General features: G+C 76.8%; 5 protein-coding genes. All 5 read left to right on the forward strand.

Translation table 11 applies throughout. The features are described from left to right. Genes IEY99_RS26290 through IEY99_RS26310 form a run of 5 tightly spaced genes read left to right on the forward strand, consistent with a single transcriptional unit; the run spans position 1 to position 23,321 of the window. Positions 1 to 13,599: a non-ribosomal peptide synthetase gene (locus tag IEY99_RS26290; protein WP_189206743.1), complete on the forward strand. Its 13,599-nt coding sequence runs from the start codon at positions 1 to 3 to the stop codon at positions 13,597 to 13,599. Next, entirely contained in the window at positions 13,596 to 20,597 is a 7,002-nt protein-coding gene (locus tag IEY99_RS26295; protein WP_189206744.1) for a beta-ketoacyl synthase N-terminal-like domain-containing protein, read from the forward strand. Before IEY99_RS26290 ends, IEY99_RS26295 begins: the two co-directional genes overlap by 4 nt. Next, complete coding sequence (locus IEY99_RS26300) at positions 20,594 to 20,833, forward strand: phosphopantetheine-binding protein (RefSeq protein ID WP_189206745.1); 240 nt, start codon at positions 20,594 to 20,596, stop codon at positions 20,831 to 20,833. Before IEY99_RS26295 ends, IEY99_RS26300 begins: the two co-directional genes overlap by 4 nt. Further along, positions 20,830 to 22,080: a beta-ketoacyl synthase N-terminal-like domain-containing protein gene (locus IEY99_RS26305; protein ID WP_189206746.1), complete on the forward strand. Its 1,251-nt coding sequence runs from the start codon at positions 20,830 to 20,832 to the stop codon at positions 22,078 to 22,080. The genes IEY99_RS26300 and IEY99_RS26305 overlap by 4 nt, the downstream gene beginning before the upstream one ends. Beyond that, positions 22,077 to 23,321 (forward strand): hydroxymethylglutaryl-CoA synthase family protein, encoded by a 1,245-nt coding sequence (locus IEY99_RS26310; protein WP_189206747.1) that lies wholly within the window; start codon positions 22,077 to 22,079, stop codon positions 23,319 to 23,321. Before IEY99_RS26305 ends, IEY99_RS26310 begins: the two co-directional genes overlap by 4 nt. Positions 23,322 to 23,326 lie beyond the last annotated feature (5 nt).

Genomic DNA, 23,326 nt, shown 5'->3' on the forward strand with positions numbered 1-23,326 from the left:
ATGACGCAGCTGGTGGTCCCTCGGCTCGGTGAGGGCATCGTCGAGGTACGGATAACCGCCCTGCTGAGGGCGCCGGGCGACCGCGTGGCCAAGGACGAGGTCGTGTACGAGCTGGAGCACGACAAGGCCGCGCTGGAGATCGAGTCCCCGGCGGACGGGGTGCTCGGGAGGTGGCTGGTCGCCGAGGGCGACACCGTCGCGGTCGGCACGCCGGTCGCGGAGCTCGAGCCGGTGGGCGTACCCGCCGGGCAGGCGGCGGTGGGCGTACCCGCCGGGCAGGCGGCGGTGGGCGTACCCGCCGGGCAGGCGGCGGTGGGCGTACCCGCCGGGCAGGCGGCGGTGGGCGTACCCGGCGGGCAGGAGGCGCCGCCGCCGTGGATCCCGCCGCGTACCCGGGCCTTCGGCCGTCAGTTCGGCCTCAAGCGCGCCGACCTCGCCGCGATCCCCGCCGCCGGAACGGTTCTCCTGCCCGAGGACGTGGCCGCCTACCTGGACGGCCGCGCGGCGCCGGCCGAGGAGGCCGGCGTACCGGCCGCGGCGGTGGATGCGTCCACGCCGATCAGTCCCCGGCAGCAGCGGCTCAACGCCGCCATGCGCCGCTCCGCGGGTACGGTCGTGACCGCCGCCGTCACCGTGCCGCTGCCCGAGGACGCGCTGGCGGAGGCTGCCGCGCTGGACCCGTCGGCCACGCCGTTCCGGACGTTCGCCCGGGTCGTCGCGACGGTGGCCGCCGACCACCCGCTGGTGCGCTCGCGAATCGCCGGCGACCGGCTGCACCTTCTGCCGCACGTCAACCTCGGCATCGCGGTGACCAGCGACGAGGGGGACCTGTGCGTCGCCGTGGTGCCGGAGGCCGACACCTTGAGCCCCGCGGGGTTCGCGGCCGGCTACGAGGAGGCCGTCCGCGCGGCCCGCGCCGGATCCTCCGCGGCCGACGACAGCGTCACCCTGATCCTGTCCCATCTGGACGAGAGCGTCGTCTCGGCCACGCCGGTGGTCGTACCGCCCGCGACGGCCACGCTGTTCCTGGGCGGCGTACGGGACGGGTCCCGCGAGATGGTGCTCGCCTTCGACCACTGTGTACTCAACGGTCGCCAGGCGGCGGACTTCCTCGGTGCCGTCCGCGCGGCCCTGCCGGCACGGTCCGCCGGGGATCCCGTCCCGGTGGAACCCGCCGGGGAACCGGTCCCGGCGGCCACGGATCTGCTCGAACGGCTCACCGGCGTCGCGGCCGCCGTGCTGCGGCGGCCGGTCGACCCGGATCTGCCCTTGCAGGAGCAGGGTCTGACGTCGGCGCAGGCGGTGCGTTACGCCCGCGCGGCCGGGGAGGCCGCTGGTGTCACCCTGCCGGTGGTGGCGCTCTGGCGCTTCCCGCGTCCCCGCGATCTGGCCGTCCACGTGGCCGAGCTGCGGTCCCGCTCCGCGCCGGTGGGGGTGAGCGAAGCCACCGCAACCGCGCCGGACGTGGCCGTGAGCGACGGCGCCGCCTCTGCCCGCGGGGACGAGGACATCGCGGTCATCGGCATGTCCTGCCTGGTGCCCGGCGCGTCCGGGCCGGACGAGTTCTGGGAGCTGCTGCGCCGGGGCGAGTGCCGCATCGGGCCCGTGCCGCCCTCCCGGCGGGCGAGCCTCGGCACCGAGCTCACCGCCGCGCTGCTCGACCGCATCGACCTCTTCGACGCCGACCACTTCGGCGTCACCGCCCGGCAGGCCGCGGCGATGGACCCGCAACAGCGGATGCTGCTCGAGCTGAGCCGGCACGCCCTCGACCACGCCGGCATCGACCCGGCCGCGCTGGCCGGCACGGACACCGGCGTCTACGTCGCCGCCTGCGGATACGACTACCGCGAGCTCGCCGTCACCGCCGGCACCGCGGACGGCTACGCCACCGTCGGGACGTTCCCCGCCTTCCTGGCCAACCGCGTGTCGTTCCACTACGACCTCGCCGGGCCGAGCATCACCCTCGACACCGCCTGCTCCGGCGGCCTCACCGCGCTGGCCACCGCGATCGCCGGCCTGCGTGCCGGGGACTGCTCCACCGCGCTCGTGGGCGCCGCCAACCTCATCAGCAACCAGTTCAACACCGCCGCGTACGGTCAGGCCGGGATGCTGTCCCCGCACGGGCGCAGCCGGGTGTTCGACGCCGACGCCGACGGCTTCGTCCGCGGCGAGGGCGCGGGCTGGGTGGTGCTCAAGCCGCTGTCCAAGGCCCGGGCCGACGGCGACCCCGTCCTCGCCGTCGTCCGCGGGGTGGCGGTGAACCACGGTGGACGTGCCGCCTCGCTCACCGCGCCCAACCCCGCCGCGCAGACCCGGCTGATCCGCCGGGCCCTGCACCGTGCCGGCGTGGCCCCCGAGCGCCTCGGCTACCTCGAAGCGCACGGCACGGGCACCGCGCTCGGCGACCCGATCGAGATGGCCGGCCTGCTCGGTGCGCTCGGCGCCGACTCCGGCGAGGTCCCCGCCCGCGCCGGCGGACCCGGCGGCAGGTTGTGGGTCGGGTCGGTGAAGTCCAACATCGGCCACCTCGAGGCGGCGGCCGGGCTGATCGGCCTGATCAAGGTGGTCCAGCTGCTGCGGCACGGGGTCGTCCCGGCCAGCGTGGGTCACGACCGGCTCAACCCCGGCATCGACCTGGCCGGTACGCCGGTCGCCGTGCCGACCGGCGCCACCCCGTGGCCCGCCACGCCGGGCCGGCCGCGCGTCGCCGCGGTCAGCGCCTTCGGATTCGGCGGCTCCAACGCCCACGCGGTGGTGCAGGAGGCACCCGAGGGATACCCGGGCCGGGCGTCGCGGCCGCCGTTCGAGTTCCGCCGCCGGCCGTACTGGCTCTCCGGCGATCCTGCGGCGATGGCCGTCGGCGCCGCGGCTCCCGGTGACGGCCCGTTCGACCCGGACGGACCGCTGGCCCGGCACACCGTGCGGGGGCGGGCGGTCCTGCCCGGCGCCGCGCTCCTCGACAGCCTCGGTACCGGGGGACCGCTGCATCTGCGCCAGGTTCGCTTCCTGCGCCCGGTCGACGCCGGCGACGGCGACACGCTGCGCGTGGAGGCGGACGCGGCCGGGCGTACCGTGCTGGCCGCCGGCGAGCCGTGTGTCACCGCCACGGCCGCCGCCACCGCCGCCGCGGAGGAGCCCGGCGGCGACGGCCCCGGGACGACCGGTGGCGAGCCGGTCGATCTGCCGCTGTTGCTGAGCGGGCGCGGCATCGACGTGGGGCCGGTGTACCGGGTCGTGCACGAGCTGCGCCGTGCCGGTGACCGTGCCGCGGGCGTCGTGGTTCCCCCGGCGCACCCCGATCCGCGGACCCGGCGCGTCGCCTGGCTCGACGCCGTGTTGCAGGCCTCGCACGCGGTCCTCGACACCTCCGCGACGCTCGTCGCGGCCGGCATCGACGAGCTGGACTGGACCGGCGAGGTGCCCCGGCGGGCCGCCGTGCAGGTGTCCCGCGTGGAGTCGGGCACCGGCCACGCCACCGTCGACGTCGTCGTGCCCGGCGTGGTCCGGATCCGGGGACTGCGGCTGCGGGCCGTGCCGTCCGGCGACGACGCCGACCCGGCGCCCGCGTTCCTTCTCACGCCGCAGTGGGTGCCCCTGCCGGCCGCGGGCGCTCCCGAACCCGGCCGGCGCACCGTCGTGGTGCACGACTCCGGCACCGCCGGACTCGCCGCGGCAGACGGCATCGACGCCGCCGACCCCGAGCTGCACCGGCGCCTGCGCGCCGCCGCCGGCGAGGGCACCGGGCCGCTGGACGTGCACCTGCTGGTCGGCGGCGCGCGGTGGCGTGCCGACGAGACCGGCGTCCAGGCGCTGCGTACCTGGCTGATCGCCGTGCTGACGGTCGCCGAGGTGCTGGCCGACACGGCCGTCCCCGCGACCGTCCGCCTGGTCACCACCGGGCTCGCCGCACCCCTCGGCGGTGCGCCCCGGCCCGGCGCGGCGTTGCAGGGCGCGTTGCTCGGCGCCGTCCGGAGCATCCCCCGCGAACTGCCCGCCGTCACGGTGTGCGCCCTCGACCTGGCCGGCACCGACGCCGACCCGGCCCCGGTGGCGTGCGAGCCGTGCGGCCCGGACGCACCCCTGGTGGCGCTGCGCCACCAGCAGCGCTGGCAGCAGGTGTGGCAGCGGAAGCGGCCCGGCGCCGGGCATGCGGGCCTGCGCCCCGGCGGCACCTACGTCATCCTGGGCGGGACCGGCGGCATCGGCAGCGCGACCGCCCGGCACCTCGCGACCCGGTACGGCGCCCGGCTGCTGCTGGTCGGCCGGTCACCCGCCGGAGACCACACGGACCGGCTGCTGGCGGACGTCACGGCGGCCGGCGGCCGGGCCGAGTACCGGCAGGCCGACCTGAGCCGCGCCGCGGACGTGGCCGACGTCCTGGCGTACTGCCGGTCGCGTCTCGGCGAGCCGGACGCCGTGCTGCACACCGTCGGGTCGGTCAGCGCCGCCCGCATCGGCGAGCTGACGCCCGCCGACCTGGACGCCGTCCTGGCCACCAAGGTCACCGCGGTGCTGGAGCTGCACCGGCGGCTCGACGGCGTACCGCTGCTGCTGTCGTCCTCCATCGCCGGCCTGTTCGGCAGCGAGGGCGGGCTCAACTACGCCGCCGCCAACAGCTTCCTCGACTTCTTCGCCGCCGCCACCGACGGCCGGCCCGGACCGGTCCGCACCGTCGGTTGGGGGCTGTGGCAGGACACCGGGCTCGCCCGCCGGTACAGCCGGCACGTGCTGCGCAGCTATCCGGGGCTGGCCCCGTTCTCGCCGCAGGTCGGCATCGCCGCCCTGGAAGCCGCGCTGACCGGCGACGACGCGCAGGTGGCCGTCCTCGCCGGCGACCCCGAAGCGCTGCGGGCGCACCTCGCCCCCGGCGATCCGGGCGCCCCGCGGGCCGCTCTCGCCTCCGGCGCGCCGGACGAGACGGCCGGCCCGCGGGCCGCTCTCGCCCCCGGCGCGCCGGACGAGACGGCCAGCCCGCAGGCCGGTCTCGGCCCCGGTGCGCCCGGCGGTCCGGCCGCGGCCGCGGCCCGGCGGCTGGAGCGCTACGCCACCGCCCTGATCGGACGGAAGCTGGGTGAGCTCGGCCTCACCGACGCCGGGGTGTCGCTCGGCGCCGCGGTGGAGCGGCTGCGGGCCGTACCGGCACACCACCGCCTCGTCGCGGCGCTGCTCGACCTGCTCGCCGGCGCCGCCACCGGCGCGGATCCGGCCGCACTGCGCCGCGACCTGCTCGCCGACCACGGTGACCTGGACGGTCATCTCGACCTGCTGGACCGGGTCGCCGACCGGATCGGGCCGGTGCTGCGCGGAGAGCAGAGCCCCACCGAGGTTCTCTTCCCGCGCGGCGACCTCACCGGCGTCTCCCGCATCTACTCCGGCAACCTGCTGTTCGACCCGGCCAACGCGGCGGTGGCGGACGAGGCCGCCCGGGTCGTCGCGGCGCTCGCGGGCACCGGTCGCCGGCCGCGGGTCCTCGAGGTCGGCGCCGGCGTGGGCGGCACCACGCGGGTCGTGCGACCCCGCCTCCCGCAGGACACCGACTATGTCTACAGCGACCTGTCGCCCGCGTTCCTCAACGAGGGGCGACGCCGCTTCGGCGACGCGATCCGCACCGCCATCCTGGACGTCGAACGCGACCCGGCGGAGCAGGGCTTCACACCCGGTTCGTTCGACCTCGTCCTCGCGAGCAACGTCGTGCACGCCACCACGGACCTCGCCACGACGCTGCGGCACCTGGGCACGCTGCTCGCCCCGGGCGGGAGCCTGGTGCTCGGCGAGATGGTGGTCCCGGCCGCCGTCTACACGATCGTCTTCGGCATCACCGACGGGTGGTGGCGTACCGCCGACCCGCAGCGCCGGCTGCCGCACGGGCCGCTGCTCGACGTGGCACGCTGGGAACGGCTCTTCGCCGAGCAGGGCTGGCGGATGAGCGCCGCACCGCACTCGGGCGCGCCCGGCGCGGTCACCGTGCTGACCGCCGTGCGCACCGGCCCTGCCGGCCGGGAGGGGTCGCAGGACATCGGCGACGAGCTGCGGGCCATCGTGCGCAAGCTCACCGGTGAAGCCTCGTCCCCGCTGCCCGGCGACGCGACCTGGCAGGAGATGGGCATCGACTCGCTGCTCAACAACGAGCTCGTGGACGCGGTGTCCCGGCGCTTCGGCGCCGATCTCGCCTCGACCGTCCTCTTCGAGCACCGGACCCTCGACGCGCTGGCCGGCCACCTCGCCACCCTGGTTCCCTCGACCCCGGTCGTCCCCGCGCCCGTCGTCCCCGCGCCCGTCGTCCCCGCGCCCGTCGTCCCCGCGCCCGTACTCCCCGCGTCCGTCGTCGCCGCGACGCCGCCCGCCGCGCCGGTGACGGCGCCGGTGTCCGCCGGGGAACTGCGGCCCGTGGTGGCCGGCGCGGAGCCGGGCGCGGCGACGCCGATCGCCGTCGTCGGCCTGGCCGGGCGCTATCCCGGCGCCCCGGACGTCGACTCCTTCTGGGAGCTGCTGCGCGCCGGACGTTCGACCGCCCGCGAGGTCCCCGCCGAGCGCTGGGACTGGCGCACCGCCCGCACCGTCGGCGGCGGCTACGCCCGCTGGGGGCATTTCCTCGACGACCACGACGGCTTCGACGCCGCCCTGTTCCGCATCGCGCCCCGCGAGGCCGCCGCGATGGACCCCCAGGAGCGGGTCTTCCTGGAGACCGCGTGGACGGCGTTCGAGACCGCGGGCTATGCGCGGCGTTCCCTGGCCGGGCGACCGGTCGGCATCTACGCCGGCGTCACCGGCACCAGCGGCCTGCTCGCCGGCCGCGACCGGCGCCGGGCCGGTGCGGACAACCCGGAGTACGCCGTCACCGCCCTCGCCTCGGTCGCCAACCGCGTCTCGCACGCCTTCGACCTGCGCGGGCCCAGCCTGGCCGTGGACACCATGTGCTCCAGCTCGCTCACGGCGGTGCACCTGGCCGCCCAGGCGCTCGCGGCCCGCGAGGTGGACCTCGCCCTCGCCGGCGGTGTCAACCTCTACCTGCACCCCGACCGCTTCGCCGGGCTCTGCGCGCTCGGCATGCCGTCGCACGGGGACGCCACCCGGGCGTTCGGCGCCGGCGGTGACGGCTTCGTGCCCGGCGAGGGCGCCGGCGCGCTGGTGCTCAAGCGACTCGCCGACGCCGAGGCGGACGGCGACACGGTGTACGCCGTCATCCGCGGCACCGCCGTCAACCACGGCGGCGGCACCGGCGGATACACCGTGCCCAACCCGGTGGCGCAGGCCGAGCTGATCTCCGCCGTCCTGCGACGCGCCGGCGTCGCCCCGCACACGGTGGGCGCGGTCGAGGCCCACGGCACCGGCACCGAGCTCGGCGACCCCATCGAGCTGCGCGCCCTCACCCTGGCCCTCGACGGCGCCGAGGGTGTGAGCCTGGGATCCGTCAAGTCCAACATCGGCCACGGCGAGGCGGCGGCCGGCGTCGCCGGGCTCACCAAGGCGATCCTGCAACTGCACCACGCCACCCTCGTTCCCACGCTGCACGTGGACCGGGTGAACCCGAAGCTGCGCCTGGACGAGAGCCCGTTGCGGCTGCAGCGCGAGGCCGCCGCCTGGCCCGCCGGCGCCGGACCGCGTCGCGCCGCGGTCAGCTCCTTCGGCGCCGGCGGCACCAACGCGCACGTGATCCTCGAGGAACACCCGGCAGCGCGGCGGGCCGGTGAGGACGGGCCGGTCGCCGTGCCCGTCTGCGCGCCGGACCCCGGGCGGCTGGCGGAGCTTGCCGGACGGCTGGCCCGGCTGGCCGCCGACGACGCTCCGCGGCAGGCGCTCGTGCGGTTCCCCGACCGGCTGAGCGACCTAGCGTACACCATGGACGCCGGGCGCGAGCGGTTCCCCTGCGCCGCCGTCGTGTCCGGGAGCACGCGCGCCGAGCTGGCCGCCGCCTTCGCCGCGCTGGCCCGCGGCGAGGACCACCCGGGCGTACGGACGGGCGCCCCCGACGTCCCGCCCCCGAAGGGACGCCGGGTGCCCCTGCCGACCACGTCGTTCGACCACAGTGCACCGGCCATCGCGGGGCGTACCGCGGGGCTGCCCCTGCTCGGGGTCGTCGACGCGCCGCGGGAACGGCACGCCGAGCTGACCCTGACCGGCGCCTCCGCGCTGCTGAGCGACCACGTCGTGGACTCCGCACCGACCCTGCCCGGTGCCCTCCACCCGGAGCTGGTCTACGAGGCGCTGCTCGCGGCCGGGCGCTCGCCGTACGACGTCGCCCTGGAGGCTCTGACCTGGCCCGAGGCGGCCACCGGCGCGCCGCTCACCGTCCGCGTCGAGCTGCGCGACGGCGGCTTCCGGACGCGGGCCGGCGAGCGGACGGTCGCCGAGGGGCTCGTCACCGCACGCCGCGGCGCGGTTCCCGCCCCGGGGCCGCTCGACCCCGACGGAGGCGTCGGCGCGGACGAGTTCTACGCCGCGTTCTCGGCCGCGGGCTTCGCCTACGGCCGCACGTACCGTACCGTCCGGTCGGTCCGCGACGACGGCACCGAGGTCGTCGCCCGGTTCGCCCTCGCGCCCGGCGAGGACGCCGACGGACGGCAGGTGCTGCACCCGGCCGTGCTCGACGCCGCCTGCCAGGTCGCCGCGTGGACCCTGGTGAGCGCCGCACCCGGGCGCCGGTACCGGCCGCTGGGTATCGACCGGCTCACCGTGCACCGGCCCGCCGGATCCGAGGGGTGGCTGCGGGTGCGGCGTACCGGGCCGGTCACGTTCGACCTGACCGTGGTGACCGCCGGCGGAGAGGTGGCCGCGGTCGCCGAGGGCTTCACCGTCTCGGCCTCCGGCGGGACCACCCCGGTCGCGGCCCCGCCGGTCGCCGCCTACCGGCACGGATGGGAGCCCGCGGACGGCGGCGGTCACCCGGTGCCGCGGGTCCGCGTCCTCGGCCGCGGTGCGGTCGCCGACGCGGCCGGCGCGAACCCCGGGCCCGCGAGCGAGGTGATCGTCGACCTGACCGGTCACGACGACGGGTACGGTGTGCGCCCCGGCGCCCACTACGACGACTTCCCGGCGCTCGCACCGTTCCGGCACCTGCGCGACCTCATCCGCGACCGTGAGCTCGACGGCACCCGGGTGCACGTGCTCACCGCCGCCGACGGCGACCCCTCGCCGTTCCTGCACGCCCTGCACGGGCTGGTCCGTACGGCCGCGGGGGAGACGGCCCGGCTGGGCATCCGGCTGGTGACCGTCGCCCGCGCCGCGCTGGCCGACCCCCGGGCGGTGCCGGACGCCCTCACCGGCGACCCCGGGTTCACCAGCGGATCGTGGCTGCGCCTGGACCGCGGCCGCCGCGAGCGCGCCGTGCTGGTGCGCCGGGACCCCGCGCCGGCCGCGCCGGAGCTCGCCGCCGACGGCTGCTACCTGCTCCTCGGCGGGCTCGGCGGACTCGGCCGGGCGGTCGCCGCGGATCTGCTGCGCCGCTGCCCCCGCGCCACCCTGGTCCTGGCCGGGCGGTCCCCGGCCGCCGAGCCGGTGCTCGCCGAGTTGCGCGCCGCCGCACCGCAGGCGCAGATCCGCTACCGCAGGTGCGACGTGACCGACCCGGCCCAGGTCGGGGACCTGGCCGCCGCCGAGCCCACGGTCACCGGCATCGTGTACCTCGCCGGGGTCCTGCGCGACGGCTTCCTGCGCGGCAAGCGCGACGAGAACATCCGCGCCGTGTGCGCCGCGAAGATCCTCGGCGCCGTGACGGTGGACGAGGCGTTCGCCGGGCACCGCCTCGACTTCTTCGTGCTCGCCTCGTCGCTGGCCGCCGCCGCGGGCAACCAGGGCCAGTCGGACTACGCGTTCGCCAACGGCTTCCTGGACGGCTTCGCCGCCGCCCGGGCGGCCGCCGTCGCCCGCGGGGAGCGCCGCGGCCGCACGTTCTCCGCGGGCCTGCCCGTCCTGGCCGACGCGGGCATGCTGCCCGACGAGGCGTCGCTGGCCTACCTCGCCGAGACCCTCGGGCTCACCCCGATGCCGTCCGCGTACGCCGCCGAGCTGCTGTGGCGGGAGTGCGCCGCAGACGACGGGCCGGCGTACCTGGCCCTGGTGCACGGAGACCGCCGGCGCTGGGAGGCCGCGGTACCCACGGTCGCCACAGCCACAGCCACAGCCACGGCCACAGCCACGGCCGCACCGGCGCCCGCCGCGCCCGCCGCGCCCGCCGCGCCCGCCGCGCCCGCCGCGCCCGCCGCGCCCGCCGCGCCCGCCGCGCCCGCCGCGCCCGCCGCGCCCGCCGCGCCCGCCGCGCCCGCCGCGCCCGGCACCTCGGCGCCGCTGATCGACTGGTTGCGGCGGCATGTCGCCGAGGCGGTCGGCATCGACCCGGCCGGGATCGCACCGGACCGTGACCTGATCGAGTACGGCGTCGACTCGGTGGCGCTCATGCGGCTCAACCGGGGCCTCGAGGCGGAGATCGGGCGCCTGCCGATGGGTACCCTCATGGACTGCGCCACGCTGGCCGATCTGGCCCGGACGATCGAGGCCGAGCGCGCCGACCGGATCGGCGGACTGCTCGCCGCCACCCCGGCACCGGCTCCGGCCGCTCCCACCGCGGACACCGGCGTCGACGACCGGCTGCCGGAACGGCTCTTCGGGATCTGGCTCGCCGACCAGGCGACGACCGCGGCCGCGCCGTACAACATCTCCCAGGCGTGGCGGCTGCCCTCCGATGTGGACCGGGATGCGCTCGCCGCCGCCGTCACCGCCCTGGTGCAGCGCCATCCCGTGCTGGCCTCGCAGCTCACCGCCGACGCCGGCGAGGTGCGCCTCACCCCCTCGGACCGGCCGCCCGCACTGACCGTCCGCAGGGTGCACGAGCCCGTGGCCGAGCTGGTACGCCGCGAGGCCGACCGGCGGTTCCGGCTCGACGCCGAGCCCCCGCTGCGGGCGATCCTCTGGCAGGGCGACGACGAGCCGCCCGTACTGCAGCTCGTCACCCACCACCTGGTCGTGGACGGGCGCTCCGCCGAGCTGGTGCGCGACGACCTCGCCGCCCTGTACGCCGGGGAGCGGCTGCCGGCGGTGCCCCCGTTCGGCGCGGCCCTGAGCGCCGAGCGCGACGTGCCCGCGGGCCGGCTGGACGCCTGCGAGGCCTACTGGTCCGACCGGCTCGCCGGCGCGCCCGCGCCGACCCTGTTCGCCCACAGCGACGACCCGGCCGGGGGCCAGCGCCACCACCGGTTCCCCACCCAGCTGACCGAGGCCGCCACGGCGGTGGCCCGCGAGGCCGCGGTGACGCCCTTCGTGGTGCTGCTGGCCGCGTTCGCCCTCGCCGTCGCCCGGCGCAGCGGCCACCGCGCCTTCACCGTCGCGGTGCCCACCTACGGCCGGCCCGGCCCCGAGTACGACGGCACGGTCGGCTGCTTCGTCAACCCGGTGCCGGTCCGCGTCGACGTGGACGCCGCCCGGACCGTGCCGGACTGGCTGGCGATCCTGCGCGACGAGGTACGTGGTGCGCTGGAGCACGTCGACCTGCCGTACCCGCGGATCCTGCGGCACTGCGCCGAGGCGCCGAGGCTGCTGTTCGCCTTCCAGAACTGGCAGCGTGGCGAGAGCCGCCCCGGGATCCTCGGCACGCTGCTGCACCAGCGGGGCCAGCAGGGGCACTTCGACCTCGGCCTGGAGGTCACCGCCTCCGGCGACGGCATGGCGGTGCTGGCCGCCCACCGTACGGGCGCGCTGGGCGCCGCCGACGTGGACGCGCTGGTCGACGACGTACGTCGGATGATCGGCGAGCTCGCCCGCGACCCCCGCGCCGAGCTGGGCACGCTGCTCGACCCCGGCGCGGCCACTCTGGTGAGCCGCATCCGGCACCGCATCGCCCGGCACCCCGGCGCGGTGGCGGCGCAGGACGCGACCCGGACGCTCAGCTACGACGAGCTGGGCCGGATCGCCGGCCGCGTCACCGCCGCGGTGGCCGCCGCCGCCGAGCCGGGCGAGCCGGTCGCCGTGCTGCTGCCGCGCGATGCCACCCTGCCGGCCGTTCTGCTCGGCGTCCTCGGCGCCGGATGCCCGTACGTGCCGCTCGACCCGGCCTATCCGCCGCAGCGGCTGGCGCTGATCCTCGAAGGCGCCGGATGCCGGCTCGCGGTGGCCTCGCCCGAGCTCACCGCGCTGCTGCCGGACGACGTGCGCACCCTGGATCCGGCCGCGATGCCCGAGGCGGACGGCGCGGCCCCGGGGCCACGCCCGGACGACCTCGCCTATCTCATGTTCACCTCCGGCAGCACCGGCAGACCCAAGGGCGTCGGCGTCGCGCACTCCCACGTCGTGCACACCCTCGACGCGATCGCCGCGGCCGCGGACCTCGGCGCCACGGACCGGCTGCTGGCCGTGACCACCGTGGGCTTCGACATCTCGGTGCTGGAGCTGTTCCTGCCACTGCTCACCGGCGGCACCGTGGTGGTGGCGACCCGGGACGTCGTGCTCGACGCGCGCCGGCTCGCCCGGACCCTCGACGAGCAGCGCATCACCGTCATGCAGGCCACGCCCTCCGGCTGGCAGCTGCTGCTGGACGGCGGCTGGGCGGGACGCCCCGGGCTCACCGCACTGTGCGGCGGCGAGCCGCTGCCCGACCCGCTGGCGGCCGCCCTGCGCGAGCGGACCGGCCGCCTCTGGAACGTGTACGGCCCCACCGAGGCCACCATCTGGTCCACCATGGGCCTGCTGCGCGCCGGTGAACCGGTCCACCTCGGCGGCCCGATCGGCGCCACTGACCTGGTCGTCGCACCCGACGGCGAGCTGTGGATCGGTGGGCCCGCGGTGGCGGCCGGGTACTGGCGCCAGCCCGAGCTGACCGCCCGCCGCTTCGCCGCCCACCCCCTCGACCCGGACGCGGGTGGCCGCTACTTCCGTACCGGAGACCTGGTCCGCCGCGACGACGCGGGACGCCTGCTGTTCCTGGGCCGCATCGACGACCAGGTCAAGATCCGGGGTCACCGGGTGGAGCTGGGTGAGATCGAGTCGGTCCTGGCCGGGCATCCGGCGGTGGCCCGGGCGGTGGTGCTGCTGACCGGCGAGGGGGCGCACGCCCGGCTCACCGCGGTCGTGCTGCCTCGGCCCGGAGCCACCGCGCCGGACCTCGGCGAGCTGCGGGACCTGGCCGCCCGGCGGCTGCCGCCCTGGATGGTCCCGGACCATGCCCGCACGGTGACCGAGCTGCCGATGACCAGCAGCGGCAAGGTGGACCGCCGGGCCCTGGCCGGCACGGTCGCCGGCGATGCGCCGCAGCCCGCCACACCCGAGCCCGCCCCGCACCGGGCAACGGCGGCCCGCTCGGTGACCGAGGCGGTCGCCCGCGCCTGGGCCGACGTGCTCGGCGGGGTGCCGGCCGGCGACCGCACCTTCTTCGAGGCCGGCGGCAACTCGTTGCTGCTGGGCCACCTGTACGCCCGGCTCGCCCCGCTGTTCCCGGACAGCCGGCTCGAGGTGGCGGACCTGTTCGCCCGCCCCACCATCGCCGACCAGGCGGAGCTGATCAACGCCCGGATGCAGCCGCCCGCCGCCCCCGCCGCCCCCGCCGCCGCCCCCGCCGCGCCCCGGTCACGGCGTGCGCTGCGCAGAGCCCTTCGACATGGAGACGCCGGATGAGCACCGACACCACCGCCCTCGACCCCCACGCCGTCGCCGTCGTCGGACTGGCCTGCCGGTTCGGGCCCGCGGACTCCGCCGGGGCCCTGTGGGACCTGTGGCGCAGCGGCCACAGCGGCATCCGCCGCTACGAGCCGGCCGAGCTGGTCGCGCTGGGACACGACGAACGGACCCTACGGCGCAGCGGGTTCGTGCCCTACGGCAGCGTGCTCGCCGGCGCCGAGGCCTTCGACGCCGCCGTCTTCGGCTACAGCCCGCAGCACGCCGCGTGGCTCGACCCGCAACAGCGGCTGCTGCTGGAGACGAGCCGGCACGCGCTGGAGGACGCCGCCCTCGACCCGCGCGGCGGCGACCGCCCCACCGGGGTGTTCCTCTCCGTCGGCCAGCCCGTCAACCCCCCGGTACGCATCACCGAGCTGGACGCGGCCGGCATGATGCGGTTCTCCTCGACCGACAAGGACTTCGCGGCGACCCGGGTGTCGTACAAACTCGGCCTGACCGGACCCAGCCTGACCGTGCAGACCGCCTGCTCCAGCTCGCTGGTCGGCATCCACCTGGCGGTCGAGAGCCTGCTCGGCGAGGAGTGCGACATCGCCGTGGCCGGCGGCGTCTCGCTGCACTTCCCGCAGGCCGGTTACCTGGCCGGGCCCGACATGATCCTGTCGCCGACCGGCGGCTGCCGGCCCTTCGACGACGCCGCCGACGGCACGGTCTTCGGCAACGGCGTCGGCGTCGTGGTCCTGCGCCGGCTGGCGGACGCGCTGGCCGACGGCGACCCGATCCGGGCGGTGATCCGCGGCAGCGCCGTCAACAACGACGGCGACCGCAAGATGGACTATCACGCGCCGTCGCCGCACGGGCAGGAGGCGGCGATCCGGGAGGCCCTCGCGCTCGGCGGCGTACCCGCGGCGTCGGTCGGCTACGTGGAGACCCACGGCACCGGCACCCACCTCGGCGACCCGGTCGAGTTCTCCGCCCTGGCCCAGGTGTACGGCGCCGTCAGCGGCCGGGCCGAACCCTGCGTGCTGGGCTCGGTCAAGCACCTCGTCGGGCACACGAACACCGCCGCCGGGGTGGCCGGCTTCATCGCCGCCGTCCTCGCCCTCGAACACGGCACCGTGCCCGCGACGGCGTACCTCGCCGTGCCGAACCGGCGCATCCCGATCGACGGCTCCGGGCTGCGGATCGGTCCCGCCGGGCCGGCCTGGCCGGTGCCGCAGGGGCCCCGCCGGGCGGCGGTCAGCTCCTTCGGCATCGGCGGGACCAACGCCCACGTCGTGCTGGAACAGGCGCCGGCCGCGGCCGCGCCGGTGCCCGCGCCGCGGGAGCGGCTGGTCGTGGCGGTCTCCGCGCACACCCCGGCCGCGCTGGACGCCGCCGCCGGGCAACTCGCCGACGCCCTCGACGCGGCGCTCGCCGGGGGCGATCCTCCCGCGTTGCGCGACGTGGTGGCGACGCTGACCCACGGTCGCAGCCACGAGCGCGAGCGCCTGGCCGTGGTCGCCGACGACCTGAGCGCCGCGATCGCCGGGCTGCGTGACGGTTCCGGCATGCGCGGCAGCCTGGCCGCCGGACAACGCCGCGACACCCCGGTCCCGGCCGTCGAGAGCCCGGAGGCGGCCGCCCGCGCCTGGGTCGGCGGCAGCGGCGCACTGCCGCCGGCGGCACCCGGTGCGCGGCGGCTGAGGCTTCCCGGATATCCGTACGAACGCCGCGAGTTCCCGCGTCCGGCCGGGCCGGACGCGGCACCCGAGCGGCTGGCGGCCCTGCTCGACCGCAACGTGTCGACCGTGGACGGCATCGCGTTCGAGCGGTTCCTCGAACCGGACGAGCCGCTGGTCGCCGACCACGTGGTGGCCGGCGAGGCGATCCTTCCCGCCGCGGCCCAGCTGGACATGGCGCTGGCCGCGGGGCAGCAGGCCCTGGGCGTACCGCTCGCCGGGCTCACCGGCGTGACCTTCCACCGGCCCGTGCGCGTCGCCGCCCGCACCCGGCTGACGGCGGAGCTCGACGCCGACCGCCGTACGGTCCGCATCGTCTCGGACGTCGACGGCGTCCGTACCGTGCACGCCGAGGGCGAGGTGCTCACCGGCGCCGGGCCCGACGGCCTGCCCGTCTCCGCCGAGGGCACCGCGCGGGTCCCGGCCGCGGAGGTGTACGGCCGGTTCGCCGGCAACGGCGTGGAGTACGGCCCGGCCTTCCAGGTCGTCGACGAGCTGCACGCCGGCCCCGACGGCGCCGTGGCGACGGTGACCGCCGCCGCGAGGGACGGGCACCGGGTGTCGCCCTACCTGCTGGACGGCGTGCTGCAGACCGTGCTCGGCTGTCTCGGCGCCGACACCCTCGGCGGGGAAACCTACATCCCCTTCGCGATCGAGCGCCTGGAGGCCGCCGCCGCGCTGCCCGAGCGTATCCACGTGCAGGCGCGCCCGACCGCCACGGCCGGCAGCGGCCGGCGGGTGCGCAAGTTCGACCTCACCGCCACCGACGACGACGGCGCCGTGGTCCTGCGCCTCACCGGCCTCACCCTGCGCCCCACCGCCCCCGCGCCTGCCGCGCCCGTGGCGGGATCGCCATGGCCCGAGGGCCTGCACGCGTACGCGCCGACCACGCGGCAGGTCGCATCCGGCGCGCTCCCCGCCGGGCCGGTGATCCTGCTGGAGGGCACCGATGCGCAGGCCGCCGCGCTGGGCCTGCCCGGGGTGCTCCGCGAGGTGCCCGAGTCGGTGCCGGCCGAGCCGCCGCTCGTGGTCTGGCCGATGCCCGCCGGCGACAGCCGCGAGCAGGGGCTGCGGCTGATCGCCATGCTCCGCGGGCTGCTGCGGCCGCTGTCGCGCACCGGCGCCCGGATCGTCGTGCCGTACCCGCCCGGGTGCGCCGCCGGTCGCGGCGCCGCCGCCGTGGGTCGCAGCCTGGCCCAGGAGAACCCGCGCTTCGCGCTCGTCGCGGTCGAGGCCACCGAGGCCGGATGGGCCGGCGCGGTACGCACCGCGGCCGGTGCCCTCCCGCCGAGCCGTCACCTCGTCGGTGGCCGGGCCACCGGCCTGGCCCGGATCGCGCCCGTCCCCGGCGCCGGCGCCGCCTTCGTCCCCGGCGGCCGGTACTGGATCAACGGCATGGGCCGCCTCGCCGAGCACCTGGCCGCCCACCTGCTGGAGCGCTACGGCGCCCACGTGATCCTCACCGGCCGCTCGCCCGCGACGGGGGACCGCGCCGCGGCGCTGCAACGGCTGTCCTCGCTGGGCGGCACCGTGGAGTACCACTGCCTCGACTGCACCGACGCCACCGCCGTGCGCGAGTTCGCCGCCGGACAGCGGCCGGTACGCGGCGTCCTGCACTGCGCCGGCGTCCTGCGCGACTCCTTCCTGATCCGCAAGACCCCGGAGTCCGCCGCCCAGGTCCTCGACCCCAAGCTGCTCGGCGCCGCCGCACTGGACGCGGCGACCGCGGACTGGCAGCTCGACCACTTCGTCGTCTTCTCGTCGGTGTCCGCCGCGCTCGGCAGCGCGGGGCAGGCCGACTACGCGTTCGCCAACGCGGCCGTGGACGCGTTCGCCGTCGAGCGCGCCGGCCGCCGCGCCGGGCGCACCCTCTCCGTCGCCTGGCCGTACTGGGCGCAGGGCGCCATGGGCTCCGGGGACGCCGTCGAGGAGGTGCTGGCGGGGGCGGGCATGCGGCCGTTGTCCACGGCGGACGGCATGGCCGCCCTGGAGGTCCTGCTCACGGCCCCGGACGTGCCCGCGGACCCGGTGCTGCTGGCCGGCGACCGTACCCGGATGGAGGAGGCGTTCCCGATCCTGGGTGGCGACGCACCGCAACCGCCCGGGGAGCCTCCTGCGAGCGGGGAACCCGGCGCGGACGTCCGGGCCGCGGTCTGCGACCGCGTCACCGAGATCCTTGCCGAGGCGACCGGGAACCCGGCGGACGCCATCGACGCCGACCGCCACTTCGACGACCTCGGCATCGACTCGCTGCTGGTCATCCGGATCGTCGAGATGCTCCGTGCCGACTTCGGCCGGCAACCCAAGACGCTGCTGTTCGAGTGCCAGACCGTGGCCGAACTGACCGACCACCTCCTGCAGGACTGCCCGCAGCGGTGTGCGGACCTGCTGCCGGCGAGCGCCGCGCCGGCCGGCGATGCGGCGGCGCAGGCCCCCACGGAGCCCGCGCCCGCCGCACGAGAAACCGTCGTGGACGTCATCGACCCCGTGCCGGCCGGGCAGGCGGCTGCGGCCGGTGCGGCCGGGCCCGGCCGGGCCGAGGGGGCGATCGCCATCATCGGCATGGCCGGTCGCTATCCGGGCGGCGCCGACGCGCACGAGTTCTGGCAGACGCTCGCCGCCGGCGGCGATCTCGTGACCGAGGTGCCCGCCGACCGCTGGGACGCCGCCGCGCTGTACGACGCCGACCGCAACCGGGTCGACCGTACGCACACCAAATGGGGCTCCTTCCTGGACGGCGTCGCCGACTTCGACGCGCCGCTGTTCCACATGTCCCCGCGAGAGGCCGGGGTCACCGACCCGCAGGCCCGCCTGATGCTGCAGAGCTGCTGGTCGGTGCTCGAGGACGCCGGCTACCGCCCCGACGCCCTGGTCACCACCGACGACCCGCTGCGCCGGCGCGACGTCGGGGTGTTCGTCGGCGTGATGTACGGCGAGTACCAGCTGCACGAGGCCGAGGAGCGGCTGCGTGGCAATCCGGTCCTGGCCAACAGCTCGTACTGGTCGATCGCGAACCGGGTGTCGTACTTCTTCGACTTCCAGGGGCCCAGCGTCGCCGTCGACACCGCCTGCTCCTCCGCACTGACCGCGGTCCACATGGCCTGCGAGTCGCTGCGCTCGGGCAGCTGCCAGGTCGCCATCGCCGGCGGCGTCAACGTGCTCATCCATCCCAACAAGTACTTCATGCTCGGCCAGGGCAGATTCGCCTCGTCCGACGGGCGGTGCCGCAGCTTCGGCGCGGGCGGCGACGGGTACGTCCCCGGGGAGGGCGTCGGCACGGTGCTGCTGAAGCCGCTGGAGGCGGCGCTCGCCGACGGTGACCACATCCACGGCGTCATCCTGGCCACGGCAGCCAACCACGGCGGCCGGACCAACGGCTACACCGTGCCCAACCCGCGCGCCCAGGCCGACCTGGTCGGCAAGGCGCTGCAGGAGGCCGGCCTCGGCGCGGACGCGATCGACTACGTGGAGGCGCACGGCACGGGCACCGCTCTCGGCGACCCGATCGAGGTGCGCGGCCTCACCTCCGCCTTCCGCCGCGCCGGCGACCCCGGCACCGGCCCGGTCCCGATCGGCTCGGTCAAGTCGAACCTGGGCCACCTGGAGTCCGCGGCGGGCGTGGTCGCGCTGCACAAGGTGCTCCTGCAACTGCGGCACCGCACCTTGGTCCCGTCGCTGCACGCGGACCCGCCCAACCCGGAGATCGACTTCGCCGCCACGCCGTTCGTGGTGCAGCGCGAGGTCGCGCCCTGGCACTCGCGCGACGGCGGCCCGCTGCGGGCCGGCATCAGCTCCTTCGGGGCGGGTGGCGCCAACGCCCACATCATCGTGGCGCAGCCCCCGCCGGCGCCTCCCCGGGCGCCGGACAGCGGCGAGCCGGTCGTCGTCTTCCTCTCCGCGCGCACCGATGCGGCGTTGCGGGCGTACGCCGAGCGGCTGCGCGAGCACCTCGCCCGGGAGCGGCCGGCGCTCGCCGACGTGGCGTACACGTTCGCGGTGGGCCGGGCCGAGCTGGCGCAGCGGTGCGCCCTCGAGGCGTCGTCGCTGGAGGAGTTGCTCGCGGGTCTGGACCGGGTGGCCCGCGGCGAGCGGCCCGGCACCGCCGGCACGGCGGACTGGGAGGCCGGCGGCCGGTGCGACCGGCTCGCCGCCTGCGGCGCCGGGGACCGGGGCCGGCGCATCCCGTTGCCGCACTACCCGTTCGAGGCGATCCGCTGCTGGTACGACAACCAGATCGAGCACCTCGACGCGCAGCGCGACGCGCTCGACCCGCCACCGCGGCCGTCCCTGCGCGACTTCGGCCGCCCGGCCCCGGCCGCGGAAGAGCGCGACTTCGGCCGCCCGGCCCCGGCCGCGGAAGAGCGCGACTTCGGCCGCCCGGCCCCGGCCGCGGAAGAGCCGGTGCCCGCCGTCCCGGCCCTGAGTCTTCGCCGTCCCATCACTGTGAAAGGGGAAACCATGTCGCGGCAGCAGAAGGTAGTGCTTGCGCCGCTCACCCGCACCGGTCCCACCATCGGGGCCCCGGCCGCCACACCGGGGCCCGCCCGGCCGGAGCCGGCGGGGCCCGCCCCGTCCTCGCGGCCGGCGCCGGTGGCCGCCGGACCGGACGTCGAGGCGGCGGTGGCCGAGCGGCTCGCCGAGGTGCTGTACCTGGAACCGGGCGCGCTCGACATCCGCTCGTCCTTCCAGGACCTGGGCGTCGACTCGATCCTCGGCGTGGAGTTCGTCCGCGCGCTCAACGACCGGCTCGGCATCTCGGTCAAGGCGACCGCGCTCTACGACCACCCCACCCCGGCCGACCTCGCGAACCACGTCCGCGGCCTCCTGTCCGCCGCCGCGGCACCCGCGGCTCCGGCAGCCGCGGCTCCGGCGCCCGTCGTCCAGACGCCGGCAGCCGCGGAGCGGGCGGCGGCGGGTGGCGGGAGCGACGGTGCGGAGATCCGCCGGCGGCTGCGCACCAGGATCGCCGAGGTGCTCTTCCTGCAGCCCGGCGAGCTGGACGACCACACCTCCTTCCACGAGCTCGGCCTGGACTCCATCCTCGGCGTCGAGCTGGTGACCGGCATCAACCACGAGTACGGCCTGGACGTCAAGGCCGGCGTCCTCTACGACCACCCCACCATCGCCGACCTGGCCGCGCACCTCGGCGGGCTCACCGCCGGCTCGCCGGGCGCACCCTCCGGGACGGACGCCGTGCTGGCCGCCGTCCGCGACGGGTCGCTATCCGTGGACCAGGCGCTCGGCCTGCTGCAAGCCACCACCAAGGAGATCCGATGACCGACGACGAGATCTTCGAGGTCGTCCGCCGCCACGTCCTCGACGTGCTGCCCGGCGTCGACCCGGACGCCGTACGCCCCGACCGGGCCATGCGCGACCTCGGCGCCAACTCCCTCGACCGCATGGACGTCGTGATCGGCGTCCAGGACGAGCTGGGGGTGCGGGTGCCCACCGCCGCCCTGGCCGGGGTGAACGACCTGCGGTCGCTGGTCGGCGTGCTGCGGGAGCACACGTGACCCGCGCCGCCGTGGTGCTCACCGCGGCCACCGTGCTCAGCAGCATCGCGGAGGACCTCGACGGGTTCACCGCGGCGCTGCTGGCCGGGCGGACCGGGGTGCGGCACGGGCCCGGCGAGTCGCCCGCCGCGCTCCTCGACACGTTCACGCTGGCCCGCTGGAGCGAACGTCACCTGGCCGGGGACGCGGAGACCGCCGGGCGGCTCGTGCGCGTCGCCGGCCGGGCCACCCGCCCGGCGCAGACGGCGGCGTGCGTGGCGCTGGACGCGGTGCGCCGTGCCGGGTTCACGCCCGGTGCGCGGACCGGGCTGCTGGTCGCCGGCGCCAACCTCGCCCTCGACCACCAGGCCCGCACCGTGCTGGAGTACCAGCGGCACCCCGGCCGGCTGCGCGCCTCGTACGCGCTGACCCACCTCGACGCCGACGTCGTGGGCGTGGTCAGCGAGCTCACCGGCATCCGCGGCGAGGGCTGGACGGTCGGCGCCGGCTCGGCCGCCGGGACCCTCGCGGTGATCCAGGCCGCCCGCCTCGTGCAGTCCGGCTGGCTCGACGAGTGCCTGGTGGTGGCGCCGATGGCCGAACTGTCCCCGGTGGAGCGCGAGGCGTTCCGGCGTACCGGGGCGATGGCCACCGTCGAGCAGCCGGGGCAGGCGCCGCGGGCGTGCCGGCCCTTCGACAGCCGCCGCCGCGGCTTCGTCTACGGTCAGGCGGCGGCCGCCGTACTGCTGGAACGCGCCGACGCGGCGCACCGGCGCGGCGCCCCGGTCCTCGCCGAGCTGGCCGGGCACGGGCAGGCCCTCGACGCCCGCCGCGGCACCGAGCCGGACAGCGCCGGCCAGGTGGCCGCCATCCGTGCCGCCCTGGCCGCCGCCGGGGCCGCGCCGGACGACATCGACTACGTGAACACCCACGGCACCGGCTCGGTGCTGGGCGACGAGACCGAGGCGCGGTCGCTGCGCACCGTCTTCGGCCGGCGCAGTCCGCTGGTCAACTCCACCAAGCCGCTCGTCGGGCACTGCCTGTCCGCGGCGGGCCTGGTCGAGCTGGTCGCCACCGTCGCCCAGCTGCGAGCCGGCGCCTGCCATCCCAACCCCAATCTCGACGACCCCATCGACCGCCACCTGGCCTTCGTCGGCGGCACCGCGCTGACCGGACCGCTGCGGACGGCGCTGTCCACCAGCTTCGCGTTCGGCGGCATCAACGGTTCGCTCGTGGTCCGGGCCGTACGACCCGAGGAGTCCTCATGAAGCCTGTCGGCATCGAAGCCATCAACGCCTACCTCGGCGAGACCTTCGTCGACGTACCCGAGCTGTTCCGGGCCCGGCGCCTGGACGACAGCCGCCTGGACAACCTGATGATGCGGCGCAAGAGCGTGGCGCTGCACTGCGAGGACGCGGTGTCGTTCGCGGTCAACGCGGCGAAGCCGCTCGTGGACGCGCTCACCGAGGAGCAGCGGGCCGGCATCGAGCTGCTCGTCGTGGGCACCGAGTCGGGGCTCGACTTCGGCAAGTCGCTGGCCACGTACGTGCACGACCAGCTCGGCCTGCCGCGCAGCTGCCGGCTCGTCGAGACCAAGCAGGCCTGCTACAGCGCCACGGCCGCGATGCAGCTGGCCGCGGGCGTGGTCGCCGCGAGCCCGTACGAGGGCACCCGCGCGCTGGTGATCGCCAGCGACGTCGCGCGCCCGGTGCCCTTCACCTACGTGGAGCCGAGCCAGGGAGCCGGCGCGGTGGCCATGCTGATCGGCGACGACCCGGTCGTGGCGGCGCTGGACCCGGGCGCCAACGGGTTCCACAGCTTCGAGGTGATGGACACCTGCCGGCCCACCCCGACCGAGGAGGCCGGCGACGCGGACCTGTCGCTGCTCACCTACATCGAGTGCCTCGGCGCGGCCTTCGCCGACTATGCCCGCAAGGTCGAAGGCGCCGACCTCGTCGACACCTTCGACCTGCTGGCCATGCACACCCCGTTCCCCGGCATGGTCAAGGGCGCTCACCGTACGGTGCTGCGCCGGGCGAAGCGGATGGGTCCCGCCGAGCTGGAGGCCGACTTCGCCCGGCGGCTCGGCCCGTCGCTGCGCTATCCGAGCGAGGTCGGCAACGTCTACGCCGGCACGGTGTTCCTCTCCCTGCTCAGCACGCTGGACCATGCCCCGCTCGACGGCCCGCGCCGGGTCGGGGTCTTCTCCTACGGCTCCGGCTGCTCGTCGGAGTTCTACAGCGCCGTGGTCACACCCGCCTCGCAGCGGGCCACCCGGGCGATGGGCGTCGAGGCGGCGCTCGCCGACCGCTACCGGCTGGCGATGGACGAGTACGACGAACTGCTCGCGGCCACCGCCGAGCTGACCTTCGGCACCCCGGACTTCACCATGGACCTCGACCGGTTCCCGCAGATCGTCAAGCGGCAGCTGGCCCGGCGCTCGCGCCTGGTGCTGCACGAGGTCCGCGGCCACCACCGGGAGTACGTCTGGCTCGGCGGGGCACACTGATGCCC

Origin of the sequence: Couchioplanes azureus, from assembly GCF_014648355.1 — a bacterium.
GTDB lineage: Bacteria > Actinomycetota > Actinomycetes > Mycobacteriales > Micromonosporaceae > Actinoplanes > Actinoplanes azureus.